This is a genomic window from Mycolicibacterium obuense, assembly GCF_055397605.1.
The window spans coordinates 473,518-490,516 of record NZ_AP043663.1; the positions used below are offsets into that span (position 1 = coordinate 473,518).

A 16,999-nucleotide genomic window follows, 5' to 3' on the forward strand; every position below is an offset into this window, starting at 1 on the left:
GGCGTGCGGTGGGGAAGTGAGGGCCGAAAACGCCAAGGCCGCCAACGCGAGCAGGACTACCGCTTGACGAACGTGGGCCCTGTGTACGGGATCTGATGAATATCCGTACACAAGGCCCACGTTCGAGGAGTTACTTGCGGCCGGGGCGGCGGGCACCCTTGGCGATGCCGAGGCCCTTCACCGGCGGCTCGTCACCGACGATGCGGGCTTCGCCGCTGCCGGAACCATTGCTCGAGCCGTTGCTGCTGCCGTTGCCCGGCGGCTCAGGTGCAGGTGCGGGCTCCGGCTCAGCCGCGACGGGCTCCGGCTCCGGTGCCGGTTCGGCCTTCGGCGCAGCAGCGGGAGCCGCAGCGGCGGGTGCCTTCTTCGCTCCGGGGCGACGGGCGCCCGGCGCGATACCCAGGCCCTTGACCTCAGGCTCGGGCGCGGCCGGTGTCTCGGCGGCAGGAGCCGGGGCCTCGGCCGGTGTCTCGGCGGGCGCGGCGGGCGGGGCAGACGCGGCGGGGGCAGCGGCAGCCTTCTTCGCGCCCGGGCGGCGGGCTCCGGAGGCGATGCCCAGGCCCTTGACCTCAGGCTCCGCCTTGGCAGGCGCCTCGGAAGGAGCCTCCGCGGTCGCCTCGGCCGGCTTCTCGGCGGCAGGCGCCGCGGCCTTCTTGGCGCCCGGACGTTTGGCGCCGCCCGCGATGCCGAGGCCCTTGACCGGGGCGGCCGCCTCGGTCGGCTTTTCCTCAGCGGGAGCGGTCGTCGACGCCGCGGCCGGGGCAGCCTTCTTCGCTCCGGGGCGCTTGGCCCCGCCGGCAATGCCCAGTCCCTTGGCTTCGACGGGCTTTGCTTCTGCCGGTGCGGTGTCGGTTTTCGCTTCGGCAGGTGCGGGCGCCTCGGGCGCCTTCTCCTCGACGACCTCGGCGGGGGCCGACGCCTCGACGCGAGCCGCGCGCTGCTCGGCTTCCTTGGCCGCGGTGCCCTTCTCGGGCAGCGTGACGCCGGTCTTGTCGAGCGAGCCCAGCAGCAGCTGCGCGACGTCGAGAACTTCCGGCGTCTTCTCCAGGCTGCGCGTCGACGTCACGTCGTCGACACCGTCGGTCATCATCACGCGACAGAACGGGCAGCCGGTCGCGATCGCCGATGCGCCGGTGTCGACGGCCTCCTCGGAGCGTTCGACGTTGACGCGCTTGCCGATGTGCTCTTCCATCCACATGCGGGCACCACCGGCGCCGCAGCACAGGCCGCGCTCGGCATGGCGGGGCATCTCGGTCAGCTTCGCGCCCGACGCGCCGATCAGCTCACGCGGCGCCGAGTACTCCTTGTTGTGGCGGCCCAGGTAGCAGGGGTCGTGGTAGGTGATGTCCATCCCACCATCGGCCTGCTTGACCGGGATCAGCTTCTTGTCCCGCACCAGCCGGTTCAGCAGCTGGGTGTGGTGGAGCACCGTGTAGTTGCCGCCGACCTGCGGGTACTCGCGGCCCAGCGTGTTGAAGCAGTGCGGGCAGGTCACGACGACCTTGCGGTCCACCCGCTCGACGCCCTCGAACAGCCCGTTGAGGGTCTCGACGTTCTGCGCCGCCAACTGCTGGAACAAGAACTCGTTGCCGGAGCGGCGTGCGGAGTCGCCGTTGCAGGTCTCGCCTTCGCCCAGCACCAGGTACTTCACTCCGGCGGTGGCCAGCAGCTCGGCGACGGCCTTGGTGGTCTTCTTGGCCCGGTCCTCGTAGGCGCCGGCGCAGCCGACCCAGAACAGGTACTCGTAACCGGCGAACGACTCGACGTCCTTGCCGAACACCGGCACATCGAAGTCGACCTCGTCGATCCAGTTGGTGCGGTCCTTGGCGTTCTGGCCCCAGGGATTGCCCTTGTTCTCCAGGTTCTTGTAGAGGCCGCTGAGCTCGGCGGGGAACTCGGACTCCATCATCACCTGGTAGCGGCGCATGTCGACGATGTGGTCGATGTGCTCGATGTCCACCGGGCACTGCTCGACGCACGCGCCGCAGGTGGTGCAGGACCACAGCACGTCGGGGTCGATCACGCCGCCCTGCTCGAGGGTGCCGACCAGCGGGCGGGTCGCCTGCAGCGGTGAGTCGGCGGGGATGCGCTCGAATCCCGACTCCGGGACGTGCTCGTGGGAGTGCTTCTCGCTCTCCTTCTCGCCGCGAACCTCTTCGCCCAGTCCACCTTCGGGCGTGTTCTGCAGCGGCGATTCCTTGCCGTCGAGGAAGTACGGCGCCTTCGCGAACATGTGGTCGCGCAGGTTCATGATCACGAGCTTGGGGGAGAGCGGCTTACCGGTGTTCCACGCCGGGCACTGCGACTGACAACGCCCGCACTCCGTGCAGGTGGTCATGTCGAGGTAGCCCTTCCAGGTGAAATCCTCGATCTTGCCGCGGCCCAGCACAGCGTCCTCGGCGGGATCCTCGAAGTCGACGAGCTCGCCCTTGGATTCGACCGGCAGCAGCGGGCCCAGCCCGTTCGGCATGCGCTTGAACGTGACGTTGATCGGCGCAAGGCCGATGTGCAGGTGCTTGGAGTGCAGCACGATCAACAGGAACACCAGCATGATCGCGATGTGCGCGAGCAGCGCCAGCGTCTCGATCCACTCGTTGGCCGGCACGCCCAGCGGCCGCAGGATCGCGCCCATCAGCTGGGAGAAGAACGCGCCGTTGCCGTAGGGCAGGTTGCCGGTGACCACCGCGGCGCCGCGGACCAGCGCGTAGGTCCAGATGACGTTGAAGATCATGAACAGGATCAGCCAGGCGCCACCGGTGTGCGATCCGTAGAACCGGGAATCGCGGCCGTGCTTCTTGGGCTCGCGGACGATGCGGATGATCGAGAACGTGATGATGCCGGCCAGCACGGCGACGGCGAAGAAGTCCTGCAGGAAGCCCAGCACGTCCCAGCGGCCGACGATCGGGATGTGGAAGTCGTGGACGACCAGCAGCCCGAACGCTTCCAGGTAGACGGTGGCCAGGACGAAGAAGCCCCACATGGTGAAGAAGTGCGCGATGCCGGGCACCGACCACCGCAGCAGGCGGGTCTGGCCGAACACCTCTTCGAACTGCGTGGTGATGCGCTTGCCGAGGTTGTCTTTGCGATTGTTGCCCTCGCTGAGCGGCTGTCCGGATCGGATCAGCTTGGTCAGCCACAGCACGCGTTTGACCGCCAACAGCCCGACGACGACGATCATCAGCGCCCCGACGATGATCCTGATCAGCATCTGGGTTTCCACGCGCATCCTCCGGTTCTGGTTACCAGTGGGTAACTTAGACCATGTTACTGACAAGTAACTTAGCTCGCTGCCAGCTCATAGTCGCATCATGCGCGGAATCGGCGCTACGAAGGTCGCCCTAACTACCGGTTGGTCAGGAAGCGGGGGCCAACATCACGCGCAGCATGGACAGCATCTCCGAGCGCGATTCGGCCCCCAGTCGACGCCGGATCCGGGCGACGTGATGCTCCACAGTTTTCGCCGAGATGAACAGCTGGGCCCCGATGTCGCGGTAGGGCAGCCCCTGCAGCAGCAACTCGGCCACCTCCCGCTCGCGCTCAGACAGCGCCGCGGCGGGCCGTGCCCGCACGGTCGTGGGCCGGGCGGGCGTGGGCGCGTCGGCGACGTCGATCACCGCCTCCGGTGCTGCGACCGCCTGCTTGAGATCGCGGGCCAGTTGCAGCATCGCCTGCGACACCCGGGGATCGGTCGTGTGCAGCGCGGCTTGTCCGGCCAGTCGCGTCGCATCAGAGGTCTGGCCGACGTGCGCCAGCCCGCGCGCCGCGGCTGCGACCTCGTCGACGTCGACCGCGTCGGCGAGCACCCGCAGCCACGTCCGTCCGGCGGTGGCCAGCACTTTCGCCAGCGGCGAGTGCGCAGCGGCAGCGGTCAGCGCCTGGCCGTGCGGTGCCACGTCAGCGGGGGAATTGGCGAGAATGCCGGCGTGCACGCCTGCCCAGTGCAGGGGAACCGACCACAGCACCGGATCGCCGAGTCCGGCCAGCACCTCGAAGGCCTGGTCGACGGCGTGACGCAGCCGGTCGACCTGACGCATCCGGGCGGCGGCCATCCAGAGTTCGCCCAGCGGCAGGAGCGAGAACAGATCCGGCGCGCACTCGGCGAGCACCTCCATCGCCGCGTACCAGTGCTGCTGCATGGCGCCGGTGTCACCGCCGCGGCGGGCGATGGCCGTGTGCAGCGCCGCCGCCCACAGTGCGTCGCGACGATGCAGCTGCCTGCCGGACAGTGCGGCGACCGCGGCCCCGGCCGCCTGCAGATGGCCGTCCTGCATCAGAGTCCAGCCCTGCAGCAGGCGATGCCGGTGCGTGACGAAGATCGCACCGGTGACCTCGTCGCCGGTCCCCTCCGGTGCCCCGTCACGGACCGCACGTCCGATCACCGAACGGGCGCGCACCGGATCGCCGCCGTGCAGCGCGGCCAGAGTGACCAAGGCGGCCGGGGTGTCGGGGGTGACGAGAGACGGGCTCGCCTCGGTGCCGATGGCCTGGCTCAGGCGGGTGAGCGCCACAGGATAGGGCGCGTCGAGCGTCAGGACCAGGCCGTCGCTTACTGCGCGGGCCGCCCGGGCCACCGAGGTCGGCGGTCCCGTCGGGATGCCCCGGGTGCCGGCTCGAGCGGCAGGCCCGTCACCCGCCGCCATCGCGGAGATCGTCGCTGCAGCACCGACGTTGGCGTCGTCGTGGCCGTCGGTGGTCGGTCCGAGCCAGGCGAACAGATCGCGGGCCTGCGCCGAGTTGCCGTCGTGCAGCGCAATGCTCGCCGCGATGCGGACTGCGGCCGCCCGGTCCGCGGCGTCGGGGGCCGTCAGCATGTCATCGGCGAGGCGCGCCGCCGTCGCACAATCACCCGTCAACGCGAGCGCATCCGCCAGGTGGGCACCGGGCACCGAGCTGCCCGCCCGTGCCGCCGCCCGATAGAGGCGCACCGCGCGTGCGGGTGCGGCGGCGTCCTGGCCGGCCAGCTCGGTCAGCGCCGCTGCCAGTCGCTCGTCGCGCAACCCGTGCTCCGCCAGCCGCAGCGCGAGCTCCGGCGTCAACGTCGACGACGCGACCTGCGACGCCAGAACCGACACCTCGATGTCGTGGTGGCGCGCCGCGCCGGCGATGGAGGCGACGGCGTCGTGGACCTCGCGCACGAATCCGGGGGGAAGCGACGGGTCGAGGAGCCCGCTGGCGCGAGCCCGATCGACGGCCGCGCGGGCGGCATCGGCCGTTGTGGCCAAGCCGGCCGCGATGTCATCGGGGCCGAGGTCGCCGGCCAGCGACGAGATGAGCAGGGTGTCGAGCAGCGGTTCGTCGAAACGCCGGAGGCGTTCGATCAGCCCGAACCGGGCGGCCTGGCGCACGGCGGGGACACCCTGATTCACCGCGCGGATCGCAGGTCCCAGCAGAAACGGCAGGCCGGCGGTGGCTCCGACGAGCATTCGGACCAGTTCCGGCGCAGCGGGCTCGCCGAGAGCGGCGGCGGTGGTCCTGCCGACGTCGACCGGTGACAGCGGACCGAGCGCGATGGGAAGGTTCTCGCGCTCGAGCGCGAGGAACAGGCGACGCAGTGCCAGGTGATGCGCCAGAGGCTGCGCACCGATCACCACAGTCGCGTCGGGATCAGCGACGAGCTCGCTGAGCTGTTCGATGTCGTCGCCGTCGAGCAGATCGGCGTCGTCGACGAGCACCGCCGCGCCCTCGCTGTCCCCCGGACGGGGCGGCCGGGACAGCACCGGGCGGCCTGCGGTGCGCAGTGAGTGCCGCAGTGCCGCCAGTACGGTCGACTTACCTGTCCCGATACCTCCGGTGACCAGCAGCTTCGTGGCTGCCTGAGGGTCGCGCTCGACTGCGCCGACCACCTCTCGCGCCGCCGGTGGCAGATCGGTGAGCCGAACCCCCGGACCGGTCATCGCCGAGGTCAGGCGCCGGCGTCCGGGACGACCGTCGTGACGACCGGCGGCGCCTCCGTGGTGGGCGGTGCGGCCGTCGTGGTCACCGGTGGTGCCGTCGTCGTGGGCGGCGGCTGCGTCGTCGTCGGACGGGTGGTCGTGGTGCGCGTCGTCGTGGTCGTCGGCGCAGTGGTGGTCGTCGTGGTGCTCGTCGTCGTCGTGGTGGTCGGTGCCGTCGTCGTGGTCGTCGACGACGGCGCGGTGGTGTCCGTGGTCGACGGCGGCGGTGGCGGCGGGGGCTGGCTGACGGTCGTGGTCGCGATGCCGTCCGAGCCGATCGTCACCGTGGTGACCGGCGGCGGCAGCTCCACGGGCGACGACTCCGCGGGCGGTGTCGCGGTCTCGGTGACCGTGCCTGGATCTCCGTCCGAGCTGGTCAAAGTGATGGCCAGTCCGCCGGCCGCCAGCAGAGCCGCGGCTGCCGCGATGCCGAACAGCAGCGGCGGACGCTTGTACCAGGGCAGCGGCGCGGGCTCGTCGTACGGGCCGTCTTCTGGCGCGAAGGCCACCGGCGGCCGCGCCGGCTCCGGGGAGGACACGTACTCCGCGCCGGTGTAGGGCACGGGTTCGCTACCCGGATCGTCGTCCTGCGACCACGCGAGGGCGCGGAACGTCGCCGACGCGGCCCCGTCGTCAGCGGCCTGACCCGCGGCCAAACCGGCTGCGCCCGCGGCCCACGCCGCCGGCGCCATCGCGGTCGGCTCCCCGGCGGCGGGGGCGAGCCCGGTGGCGGCCTGCGCATCCAGGCTCTGGTTCGCCACCAGGGCCGCACCTGCCGCGACGTTGAGCGCCGACTCCGGCGTGGTGATCACCGGTGCTCGGAGATGTTCTGAAAGTCGTTGTGTGACAAGCGGTATCGCGGCCCCACCGCCGACGGTCGCGATGGCTGCGATGCCGGCCGTCGGGACGGCGGCACGCTGGAGAGCATCGTCGATGACGGCGAGAAGACCGCCGAGGGGCTCGGCGATCAGCTGCTCGAGTTCAGGGCGGGTGACCCGAATGTCGGACCGGACGCCGGGCAACTCGGCGGGCACCACCGTCGCGGTCTGCTCCGACAGCCGCTCCTTGGCCTGACGGCACTCGTCGCGCAGTCGGGCCAGCGAGCCGACCGCGGCAGTACCCGCCGGGTCCGCATCGTTGGCGTCGGCGATACCGGACAGCACGTGATCGAGCAGGAGTTGATCGACCGCGTCACCGGAGAAGTCCGGATACCGCACCGTCTGGCCGACCAGGTCGAGGTTCGCTCCCGCGTCGGCGAGGGTGACGCTGGTTCCACTGCCGCCGAGATCGACCAGGACCACCACGCCCTGGTCGGGCAGACCCGGCGCGGCCTGCAACGCGGCCAGCGCCGCGGAGGCGTCGGGAATGAGGGCGGCGGGCACGCCGTCGGGGGCGAGGATCGGACGGGACCGCAGCGCACCGCGCAGGGCGCCCAGCGTTCCCGGCCCCCAGTGGGCGGGCACGGCGATGGCGACCGGGGAACCGCCGTCGACCAGGCGCGCCATCGCGGCCAGTGCCTCGGCGAGCACGACCTCGCCGCGATGGGCCGAGCCGTCGGCAGCCACCAGAGGGACCGGATCGCCGACTCGGTCGACGAAGCCGCTCAACACCAGTCCTGGGTGCGCTCCGTCGGTCGGGACCCCGACCTCCGGGGCGCGGTCGGGATAGACGGTCAGGATCGACCGGCGCGTCACCGGTGGCCGCCCGACGCGCGCGGCCACCAGGTTCGTCATCCCGATCGACAACCCCAGTGGTTCGGTCATGGCGGTGCAGTCCCTCCTCGGCCCTGTCCGGTCCTGTGTCGCTGGACCGCACCCCACCTTAGTGGTGGGACCTCCGCTTGCCGGGCAAGCGCCCCTAGTGTCGTGCCCGCCCCTAACGGGACATCCCCTAATGGCCCCGGCGGCGAGGTGGGCACAGCACCGATCCGCCGAGACCGCTCTCGCCGATAGCATCGGTGCACGCACTGCTTCGAGAAAGATGCGAGGGAAGGTCCGGACGTGGCGAACTCACTGGTCGATTTCGTGGTGTCGCTGGTTCGCGACCCAGCTGCGGCAGCTGCCTATGCCGCCGATCCGGCGCAGGCTCTCGCCGACGCCCACCTCACCGATGTGACCAGCGCTGATGTGCAGAACCTCCTGCCTGTTGTCTCGGAGTCGCTGTCGATGGCGGCACCCGTTCACAGCTGGGACGCACTGGGCGCCGAGCACGGGATCGACACCGGAATCGACACCGCCAACGTCTGGTCCAGCGGAGCTGCCACCGCCGCCTTCGACGCGTTCGACGACCACGTCCCGACCATCAGCACCGCGATCGACGCCGACCATTCCGTGCCCGCCATCGTCGACCACCTCGACGAACCGTTGGATCTCGCCTCGACGGCGGAATCCCTGCCTGACGTGCCGTCGGTGCAGTTCGACAACCCGGGAGCCGATCACCTGGCGCTGGCCGAGCCGGTCGCGCAGGAGCACTGGACCCACGCTGTCGGCGATACCAATGACGTCCATCCGGTGAACCACCTGCCTGATATCGATCTGTTCCACTGATCCGTCCCCCGAAGAGCCCGCGCAGCCCCGCCTGCGCGGGCTTTTTGCATGTGTGAGCTGCGCAGACAGGGCGTTCCCCAGGAGCCCCGGCGCAGCCCCTAATCCCCTAACGGGGGACGAGGAGAATCCCGCATCGGGGTCTTGCAGTGGCGGGTGTCAGCCCCGTTTCCGGGAGGTCGCGCGGCCCATAACGTGGTCTCCAGATCGCCGGGCAGTCCGGTGAGACATCCCGAAAGGCACTCCCATGACGAGTTTGATCGACTTCATCCTCGACCTGTTCCGCAGCCCCGCGTCGGCCGCGTCGTTCGTCATCGACCCCGACGGCGCGCTGCGCGACGCCGGCCTGCCGAACGTCACCGCCGCCCAGCTCGCCTCTGTCGCCGCCACCGCCGCACCGGCCGGATACGCACTCGGCGGCGGCGACCCGATCGTCGGCCTGCAGCGTGCCGTGGCCGACCACCACCAGCTGGCCTCCAACTTCGCCTCGCCGTTCTCCCCCCAGACCTCCTGGGCCCCGCAGAACACCTTCGCCCCGAACACGAACACCGACCTGGCCAGCCACAACAACATCCCGCTCGCGAGCCCGAACCAGGATGCCGGCGCGAACGCCCAGAACGGCGCCTTCAACCTCGGCTTCGGCGACATCACCCTCGGTGACAAGAGCACCAACACCGCCACCAACGGCGGCGTCGTCGTCGACGGCGACAACAAGGGCGACATCGTCAGCGGCGACGGCGCCGTGCTCGGCAACAACAACGACGTCAACAACGGCGACATCCTCGCCGGGTCGGGCTCGCACGTCGCGGTGGGCCGCGGCAACGAGATCGAGGACAACAGCCAGCACGCCGGCGGTGACGTGGTCTCGGGCAACTCCGGCGCCGTGATCAAGGACAACGACCTGTCCGGCGGAAACGGCGGCGGCTCGCACGGCGGCAGCCTGCTCGGCATCGGCAGCGGCAACTCCGCCGGTGGCGACGGCGGCAACGCCGGCTCGATCATCGTCTCCGACAGCCACGCCAACAGCGGCACGCAGACCACCATCGGTGGCGACTCCGGAAGCCACAACTCGGTGGATGAGTCCACCAACACGTCGGTGCACACCGAGACCTCGCACGACACGTCGATCGAGGACCACTCCTCGAGCTACGAGTCGAACATCGGCTCGGGAAACGAGACCGCGATCGGATCGGGCAACCACACCGACACCTCGCTGTTCTCGGGCAACGACACCGGGCTCTCGTCGCACACCGACATCGCCTCCCACAACCCGGACGTCGCGTCTCACAACGACGTGGCCTCGCACAACGCGGTCGCCCCGCTCGACGTGTTCTGATCCACCCACCCGCTGGCGGGGACCGCACCGGTCCCCGCCAGCTCGGCGTTTACCGTTGACACCCAGAGCGAAGGCGAAGGAGGGGCCGTCATGACCCAACCGACCCGCGTGCTGATCGAACTCCTCGACCACACCAGGACGATCGCCGAGACCCGTCAGCGCGGTGACCTGGTCGCCCGGCTCTCCCGGGCGAAGGCCCGCGTCGAGGACCCGCAGATCCGGGTCGTGATCGCCGGCCAGCTCAAACAGGGCAAGAGTCAGCTGCTGAACTCGCTGCTCAACATGCCGGTGGCCCGCGTCGGCGACGACGAGTCGACCGTGCTGCCCACCGTGGTGTCCTACGGCGAGCCGGCGTCCGCCCGCCTCGTGGTCGGGCGCCCGGACGGCGACGAGCCCGAGCTGGTCGAGATCCCCGTCACCGACCTGGGCAGCGATCTGCGCCGGGCTCCGGCGGCCCGTGGCCGCGAGGTGCTGCGCATCGAGGTGACGGCGCCGAGCCCGCTGCTCAAAGGGGGCCTCGCGTTCGTCGACACCCCCGGCGTGGGCGGGCACGGGCAGCCGCACCTGTCGGCCACGCTGGGGCTGCTGCCCGACGCCGACGCGATGCTGCTGATCAGCGACACCAGCGCCGAGTTCACCGAGCCCGAGATGACGTTCCTGCGCCAGGCGCTCGAGGTCTGTCCCGTCGCGGTGATCGTGGCGACCAAAACCGATCTGTACCCGCACTGGCGGCAGGTGGTCGACGCCAACGCCGCACACCTGCGCCGTGCCGGGGTCTCCACACCGCTGATTCCCGCGTCGTCGGTGCTGCGCAGCCACGCCGTGGCGCTCAACGACAAGGAACTCAACGAGGAATCCAACTTCCCGGCGATCGTGAAGTTCCTGTCCGAGGAGGTACTGGGACGGCAGAAGGACCGCGTCCGCGACCACGCGCTCGGCGACATCCGCGCCGCCGCAGAACATCTGATGCTCGCCGCGCAGGCCGAACTGTCCGCGCTCAACGACCCGCACACCCGGGAGAAGCTGACCGCCGATCTGGAGGCGCGCAAGCAGGAGGCCCAGGATGCGTTGCAGCAGACCGCGCTGTGGCAGCAGGTGCTCTCCGACGGGATCGCCGACCTGACCGCCGATGTGGATCACGATCTGCGGCAACGGTTTCGGACCATCACGTTCCACACCGAAGCGGTGATCGACGCCGGCGACCCGACGTTGCAGTGGGCGGAGATCGGCGCCGAACTCGAAGATGCGGTGGCCACCGCGGTCGGCGACAACTTCGTCTGGGCCTACCGGCGCGCGGAGGCGCTGGCCGCCGAGGTGGCTCGCACGTTCTCCGAGGCCGGGCTCGACGCGGTGCGGATGCCCGACCTGGATCCGCGCGCGATGGGTGCGGAGTTTGCCGAGTTCTCCTCGTTGGCCCACCTCGAAGCCAAGCCGATCAAGTTCGGCCACAAGGTCGTCACCGGCATGCGCGGCTCCTACGGCGGCGTGCTGATGTTCGGCATGCTGACCTCGTTCGCCGGGCTGGGCATGTTCAACCCGCTGTCGCTCGGCGCCGGCTTCGTCCTCGGCCGCAAGGCGTACAAGGAGGACATGGAGAACCGGATGCTGCGGGTGCGCAGCGAGGCCAAGAGCAACGTGCGCCGGTTCGTCGACGACGTCGCGTTCGTCGTCGGCAAGGAGTCCCGCGACCGGCTCAAGGCGATCCAGCGCCAGCTGCGCGACCACTACCGCGACATCGCCAACCAGACCAGCCGCTCACTGAACGAATCCCTGCAGGCGACGCTGGCCGCGGCGAAGGTGGCCGAGACCGAACACGCCGGCCGGGTCAAAGAACTGGAACGGCAGCTCAACATCCTGCGCCAGGTCGTCGAGCACGCCGACAAGCTCGCCGCGGAAGGGTCACTAAGCTCGAAGAGCTAAACAGTCGGGCGAGCAGGACGGGACGGCACTGAGCACCAGCGACCGCGTGCGGGCAATCCTCGGCGGCACCATCGCCGCCTACCGCGCCGACCCTGCCTACCGCGACCGTCCCGCGCTGCATCACGAGCTCGCCCGCGTCGGACACCGGCTCAACCAGCCGATGCGGATCGCGCTCGCCGGCACCCTCAAAGCCGGTAAATCGACGCTGGTCAATGCTCTTGTCGGGGACACCATCGCCCCCACCGACGCGACCGAGGCCACCCGCATCGTCACCTGGTTCCGGCACGGACCCACGCCGCGGGTGAGCGCCAACCACCGCGACGGGCACCGCTCCAACGTGCCGATCACGCGGGACCCGACCGACCGTGGCCTGACCTTCGACCTGGCCCGCCTGGACCCGGAGGACGTCGTCGACCTCGACGTCGAATGGCCGGCCGCCGAGCTGATCGACGCGACGATCATCGACACCCCGGGCACGTCGTCGCTGTCCCGCGACGTGTCCGCGCGCACGTTGCGGCTTTTGGTCCCCGCCGACGGGATACCGCGCGTCGACGCCGTCGTGTTTCTGCTGCGCACCCTCAACGCCGCCGACATCGCGCTGCTCCAGCAAATCGGTGACCTGGTCGGCGGCTCGGCCGGCGCGCTCGGCGTCATCGGGGTGGCGTCGCGGGCCGACGAGATCGGGGCCGGCCGCATCGACGCGATGATGTCCGCCCGCGACGTGGCCCAGCGCTTCACCGCCGAGATGGACCGCACCGGCATCTGCCAGGCCGTGGTCCCGGTGTCGGGCCTGCTCGCGCTGACCGCGCGGACCCTGCGGCAGAGCGAGTTCGTCGCGCTGGAGAAGCTCGCCGGCGTCGACTCGACCGAGCTGACGAAGGCGATGCTGTCGGTCGACCGGTTCGTCCGCGAGGACACCACCCTGCCGGTGGACGCCGCCACCCGCGCCGCGCTGCTCGACCGGTTCGGGATGTTCGGCATCCGGATCTCGATCGCGGTGCTGCGCGCCGGGGTCAGCGACTCGGTGGCCCTGGCCGACGAGCTGCTGGACCGCAGCGGGCTGGTCGCGCTGCGCGAGGTGATCGACCAGCAGTTCGCGCAGCGTTCTGACTTGCTCAAAGCGCACACCGCGCTGCTGACGCTGCGGGAGATCGTCACCCGCAATCCGATCCCCGCGACGCCGCACATCCTCGCCGACATCGAGCCGCTGCTGGCGGACACGCACGCCTTCGAGGAGCTGCGGCTGCTCAGTGCGCTGCGATCCCGCCCGACCACGCTGAACCCCGACGAGATGGCCTCACTGCGACGGTTGATCGGCGGCTCGGGCGCCGACCCCGCGAGCCGGTTGGGGCTGACGCCGGAGACGGCCGACGACGGTCCCAGGGCCGCGTTCGCCGCAGCCCAACGCTGGCGTCGCCGCGCCGAACATCCGCTCAACGATCCGTTCACGACGCGGGCCTGCCGGGCCGCGGTGCGCAGTGCCGAAGCGCTGGTCGCCGGGTATTCCTGACATCTCGTCGTGCGCCTAACGTTTCGGCTGCGCCGAACGACTAACAGGTATGCGCTCTTCTGTGGGGATTTCGCTGGGATCGGCGAACCTCGTCGCCGTGACGGGCGGCCGGCCGATCGTCCGGCCCGCGGCGGTGACGATCCGGCCCGGCGTCACGGTGACCGGGTTCGTCGACCGCGTCGGCGACCCGGTGCCGATGCTGGCCGGGGACGGTTCCGCGCACCGCGCCGACGGTCTGGCCGCCGCCGCGATCGAAGCGGCCACCCGGCAGGCCTCCCCGCGATACCGGCCGCAGCTGGGCGCGGTCGCGGTGCCCGGACACTGGTCCGACGGGGCGGTCGCCGCACTGCGCGCCGTCGCACCGCACCTGCACGTCGTATCCGAGGCCACCGCGGCCCTGACGGCCGTCGCCGCCGGCCCCGGCCTGCCGGCGCGCGGCGTGGTCTTGCTGGTCGACCTCGGCGCCGGCGGCACGAGCATCACCCTCGCCGACGCCGGCGCGGGCTTTGCTCCGATCGGACCGACCGTGCGCTGCGACGAGTTCTCCGGCGACCTCGTGGACCAGGCGCTGCTGCGCCACGTCATCGACGGCCTGGAGCTCGACCCGGCGGGCACCTCCGCGGTGGCCTCGCTGCTGGATCTGCGCGCGGAGAGCCGGGCCGCCAAAGAACGGCTGTCTCAGTTGACCGCAACCGCTGTGGCCGGCGCTCGCGGCCCTGTCCGCGTGACGCGCGGTGAGCTCGAGGCGCTGATCGCCGAGCCGCTCGATCGCCTGGTGGTGACGATCGTCGACGTGCTGAACCGTGCTCGGGTCACACCGACGGCCGTGGTCACCGTCGGCGGTGGGGCTCGCATTCCGCTGGTGACACAACGACTTTCCGACGCACTGCGCGCCCCGCTGCGCACCACCGTGCATCCGCAGATCGCCGCAGCCACGGGCGCCGAGCTGTTGGCGCTGCGCAGTGTCGAGCAGCAGGCCGCGACCGTCGCGGTCCCGGCCGCCGCGACCATGCTGGCGCCTGCCGTGCCTGCGCTGGCCTGGTCGGCCGAGGAGGACGACGCGGTCGAGACCGAATTCGCCATGTCGGCAGCGGACACCGAGGCGGTAGCGGACACGGGTGCGGCGCGCCCAGTCGTGCAATTCGGCCACGGCGCCGAGGAGACCCCGGCGAAGAAACGCGTGGCTGCCCCGGTGTGGCTGGCCGGCGCGGCGTGCGTCGCAGCGATCGCGACGGCGGCGGTGATGCTCACCAGCCAGATCGCCCGCAGCGACGAGACCTCACCGGCATCGGGGATCAGCACGCCCGTCGCCATGCACGCGCTCGAACCGGCGGCGGCGCCACCCGCGGAGGCGCCGCAGGCCGACGCTGCCACGCAGACCGTCGACGCTGCGGCGCCCGCACCTCAGCCCGTCGCGGTCCAGGCCGCCCCCGCGCCGGCGGCGCCCCAGGGTCAGGTGGTCGCCAAGCAGGCCGCCCCCGCGCCGGCTCCCGCTGCGCCCGCACCTGCTCCGGCTCCGGCGCCCGCTGCGCCGGCTCCCGCTGCGCCTGCTCCCGTGGCGCCCGCGCCGGTGTGGCCGCGACTTCCGTTGCCGCAGTTCACGTTCCCTGCACCCACGCCGAAGCCCAGCCCCACGCCGGCGCCGTCGTCCACGCCGGAGCCGGCACCGTCGTCGTCTGCGCAGCCGACAACGACTCAGGCACCCACCAGCGAGGCACCCACCAGCGCGGCGCCCGTGACCACTACTCAGGCGCCCATCAGCGAGGCGCCCGCGACCACTACGGCGCCGGTGGCGGAGCCGACGACTGCGTCACCGTCTGCGTCTGAGTCTCCGTCTGCGTGACGGTGCTCGTGCTGGTGCTCACCGTCGTCGACGGCTGAGTCGTCGTTGTCGTGGTGGTCGTCGGTGCGGTGGTCTCAGTCGTGGTCGGCGTCGTGGTCGTGGTGGTCGGCGTCGTGGTCTCGGTGGTGGTCTCGGTCGTCTCGCCGGCCGTCGAACTCGACGTGAGGGCCGGCGCCGAACTCGAGGTCAACGGTGTCAGCGACGTGCTCGGCTCCGACGGCGCATCCCCGGTGATGGCCTTGGCGAGCCCGAAGATGATCAGCGCGATGATGACCGCGCCCAGCGCGCCGAACGCCACCAGCGCGGCGGGTTTGCGGTACCACGGTGTGGGCTGGTCGTAGCCAGCCTGATAGTCGTCCGGATAGCCGCCCTGCCCGTAGTTGCTGACCTGGGTCGCATCGTCGTCGGAGTAGTAGTTCTCGTCGTCACCGGATCCGTATCGCGCCACGAATGCCGATAGTAGGCTCTCGCCGCTACGTGCCCGGGTAGAGCGTGCGTGTCACGTTGGTTCTGGGCCGTTTGCGCGTCGTCGTGGTGTCCCCGTCCCCCTCGCCGTCATCGTCGCGGGTACGCGAGGTGCGCGGCGTCCGTGACGTGCTCGGCGTCTCCGAATCTGTCGTGGTGGGCGTCGTCGACTCCGGGTTGATGTCGGTGGTCATCGGTGGGCTGGTGCTGGTGATCGTCTCGGTGGTGGTCGGTGTCGACGATGCCGGTGCGGAGTTGCTCGTGAACGTGGGGTCGACATAGTTCAGCGGCGCCTGCTCGGGCTCGGTGAACTGGCGGCCGAGCCACAGTCCGCCGGCGATGAGCGCCGCGATGACCGCCAGCGCCACGACGCTGACGCCGAGCAGCGTCGAGGTCCGGTTGTGCCACGGGACGTCCGACGGATCGCGATGCGCGCCCTCGTCTCGATCCGGCCTGGTCACGGCCACCGATAGTAACCGCGGGCCGGTTGGGTCCGCTGAGTCAGCCGAGCTGGGGTGCGATGGCCTCGGCGAAGAAATCGACGTGGTCGAGGTCGGACATGTCGAGGAGCTGCAGGTACACCCGCTGCACGCCGGCCTCGACGAACGGTCCGAGCTTGTCGACGATCTCGTCGGGGGTGCCGACCGTGGGGGAGTTCGACCGCAGTTCGTCGACCTCGCGGCCGATGGCGGAGGCGCGGCGCGCGATCTCGTCGTCATCGCGGCCCGCGCACAGCACGAAGGCCGCCGAGTAGACGATCGAATCGGCGGGCCGGCCCGCCGCCTCGACCGCGTCGGCCACCCGGGCGAACTGCGTGCTCAGCGTGTCCAGCGGGACGAACGGGATGTTGAACTCCGCGGCGAAGCGCGCCGCCAGCGCCGGAGTCCGTTTGGCGCCGCCGCCGCCGATGATGATCGGCGGGTGGGGCGACTGCACGGGCTTGGGCAGCGCGGGGGAGTCGGTGATGTCGTAGTGGGTGCCGGCGTAGTCGAAGGTCTGGCCGGTCTCGGTGGTCCACAGCCCGGTGAAGATCTCCAGCTGCTCGGTCAGCCGGTCGAACCGCTCGCCCAGCGGCGGGAACGGGATCGCATACGCCTTGTGCTCGGCTTCGAACCAGCCCGCGCCGATACCGAATTCGACACGGCCGCCGCTCATCTCGTCGACCTGGGCGACCGAGATGGCCAGCGGTCCCGGGTGCCGGAACGTCGCCGAGGTGACCATGGTGCCGAGGCGAATGGTCGACGTCTCGCGGGCCAGGCCCGCGAGCGTCACCCAGGAGTCGGTGGGGCCGGGCAGCCCGTCGCCGCTCATCGCGACGTAGTGGTCGGATCGGAAGAAGGCGGAGTAGCCCGCGCTCTCGGCCGTCTGCGCGACGGCGAGCTGGTCGGCGTACGTGGCGCCCTGCTGGGGTTCGACGAAGATGCGGAAGTCCATGGGTTTCTCCTTGCG

General features: G+C 70.9%; 11 protein-coding genes. 5 read left to right on the forward strand and 6 right to left on the reverse strand.

The window, feature by feature from the left end; translation table 11 throughout:
• Positions 1-130: 130 nt before the first annotated feature.
• From ACZ50N_RS02195 to ACZ50N_RS02205, 3 genes are all read right to left on the reverse strand, one after another.
• Positions 131-3,220, reverse strand: a complete 3,090-nt coding sequence (locus tag ACZ50N_RS02195) for a heterodisulfide reductase-related iron-sulfur binding cluster (protein ID WP_464475747.1) — start codon at positions 3,218-3,220, stop codon at positions 131-133.
• Between the two features lie 133 nt (positions 3,221-3,353).
• Positions 3,354-5,894 carry an isoniazid response ATPase/transcriptional regulator IniR gene (gene iniR, locus ACZ50N_RS02200; RefSeq protein WP_464474520.1) on the reverse strand — a complete coding sequence of 847 codons (2,541 nt, stop codon included), beginning with the start codon at positions 5,892-5,894 and terminating at the stop codon, positions 3,354-3,356.
• Between the two features lie 8 nt (positions 5,895-5,902).
• Entirely contained in the window at positions 5,903-7,696 is a 1,794-nt protein-coding gene (locus ACZ50N_RS02205) for an Hsp70 family protein (RefSeq protein ID WP_464474521.1), read from the reverse strand.
• Positions 7,697-7,933: 237 nt separating this feature from the next.
• Here ACZ50N_RS02205 and ACZ50N_RS02210 point away from each other — a divergent pair, with 237 nt between their 5' ends.
• The 5 genes from ACZ50N_RS02210 to ACZ50N_RS02230 all read left to right on the forward strand — a co-directional run bounded on the left by ACZ50N_RS02210 (position 7,934) and on the right by ACZ50N_RS02230 (position 15,085).
• On the forward strand, positions 7,934-8,479 hold the full coding sequence (locus tag ACZ50N_RS02210) for an Rv0340 family IniB-related protein (protein WP_073685524.1): 546 nt from the start codon (positions 7,934-7,936) through the stop codon (positions 8,477-8,479).
• Between the two features lie 244 nt (positions 8,480-8,723).
• Positions 8,724-9,812: an IniB N-terminal domain-containing protein gene (locus ACZ50N_RS02215; RefSeq protein ID WP_464474522.1), complete on the forward strand. Its 1,089-nt coding sequence runs from the start codon at positions 8,724-8,726 to the stop codon at positions 9,810-9,812.
• 90 nt (positions 9,813-9,902) lie between these two features.
• Positions 9,903-11,732 carry an isoniazid-induced dynamin-like GTPase IniA gene (iniA, locus tag ACZ50N_RS02220; RefSeq protein ID WP_464469584.1) on the forward strand — a complete coding sequence of 610 codons (1,830 nt, stop codon included), beginning with the start codon at positions 9,903-9,905 and terminating at the stop codon, positions 11,730-11,732.
• Between the two features lie 28 nt (positions 11,733-11,760).
• Complete coding sequence (locus ACZ50N_RS02225) at positions 11,761-13,242, forward strand: dynamin family protein (RefSeq protein ID WP_048424468.1); 1,482 nt, start codon at positions 11,761-11,763, stop codon at positions 13,240-13,242.
• 49 nt (positions 13,243-13,291) lie between these two features.
• The gene (locus ACZ50N_RS02230) at positions 13,292-15,085 is read left to right on the forward strand and encodes an Hsp70 family protein (protein WP_464474523.1); all 1,794 of its coding nucleotides are present in this window, start codon (positions 13,292-13,294) and stop codon (positions 15,083-15,085) included.
• Here the strand turns inward: ACZ50N_RS02230 and ACZ50N_RS02235 are convergent.
• The 3 genes from ACZ50N_RS02235 to ACZ50N_RS02245 are packed head-to-tail and all read right to left on the reverse strand — an operon-like array spanning position 15,021 to position 16,984.
• Complete coding sequence (locus ACZ50N_RS02235; RefSeq protein WP_073682073.1) at positions 15,021-15,533, reverse strand: hypothetical protein; 513 nt, start codon at positions 15,531-15,533, stop codon at positions 15,021-15,023. The two genes, ACZ50N_RS02230 and ACZ50N_RS02235, sit on opposite strands and share 65 nt — an antisense overlap.
• A 25-nt stretch (positions 15,534-15,558) precedes the next feature.
• Positions 15,559-16,011: a hypothetical protein gene (locus ACZ50N_RS02240; RefSeq protein ID WP_318257639.1), complete on the reverse strand. Its 453-nt coding sequence runs from the start codon at positions 16,009-16,011 to the stop codon at positions 15,559-15,561.
• 40 nt (positions 16,012-16,051) lie between these two features.
• On the reverse strand, positions 16,052-16,984 hold the full coding sequence (locus ACZ50N_RS02245) for an LLM class F420-dependent oxidoreductase (protein WP_046364446.1): 933 nt from the start codon (positions 16,982-16,984) through the stop codon (positions 16,052-16,054).
• Between the last annotated feature and the right edge of the window lie 15 nt (positions 16,985-16,999).

Bases quoted from the DNA above. Each gene is read 5' to 3' on its own strand.
- ACZ50N_RS02205 (WP_464474521.1), bottom strand. From the start codon at position 7,696: ATGACCGAACCACTGGGGTTGTCGATCGGGATGACGAACCTGGTGGCC.
- ACZ50N_RS02245 (WP_046364446.1), bottom strand. From the start codon at position 16,984: ATGGACTTCCGCATCTTCGTCGAACCCCAGCAGGGCGCCACGTACGCC.
- iniR (WP_464474520.1), bottom strand. From the start codon at position 5,894: ATGACCGGTCCGGGGGTTCGGCTCACCGATCTGCCACCGGCGGCGCGA.
- iniA (WP_464469584.1), top strand. From the start codon at position 9,903: ATGACCCAACCGACCCGCGTGCTGATCGAACTCCTCGACCACACCAGG.
- ACZ50N_RS02215 (WP_464474522.1), top strand. From the start codon at position 8,724: ATGACGAGTTTGATCGACTTCATCCTCGACCTGTTCCGCAGCCCCGCG.
- ACZ50N_RS02230 (WP_464474523.1), top strand. From the start codon at position 13,292: ATGCGCTCTTCTGTGGGGATTTCGCTGGGATCGGCGAACCTCGTCGCC.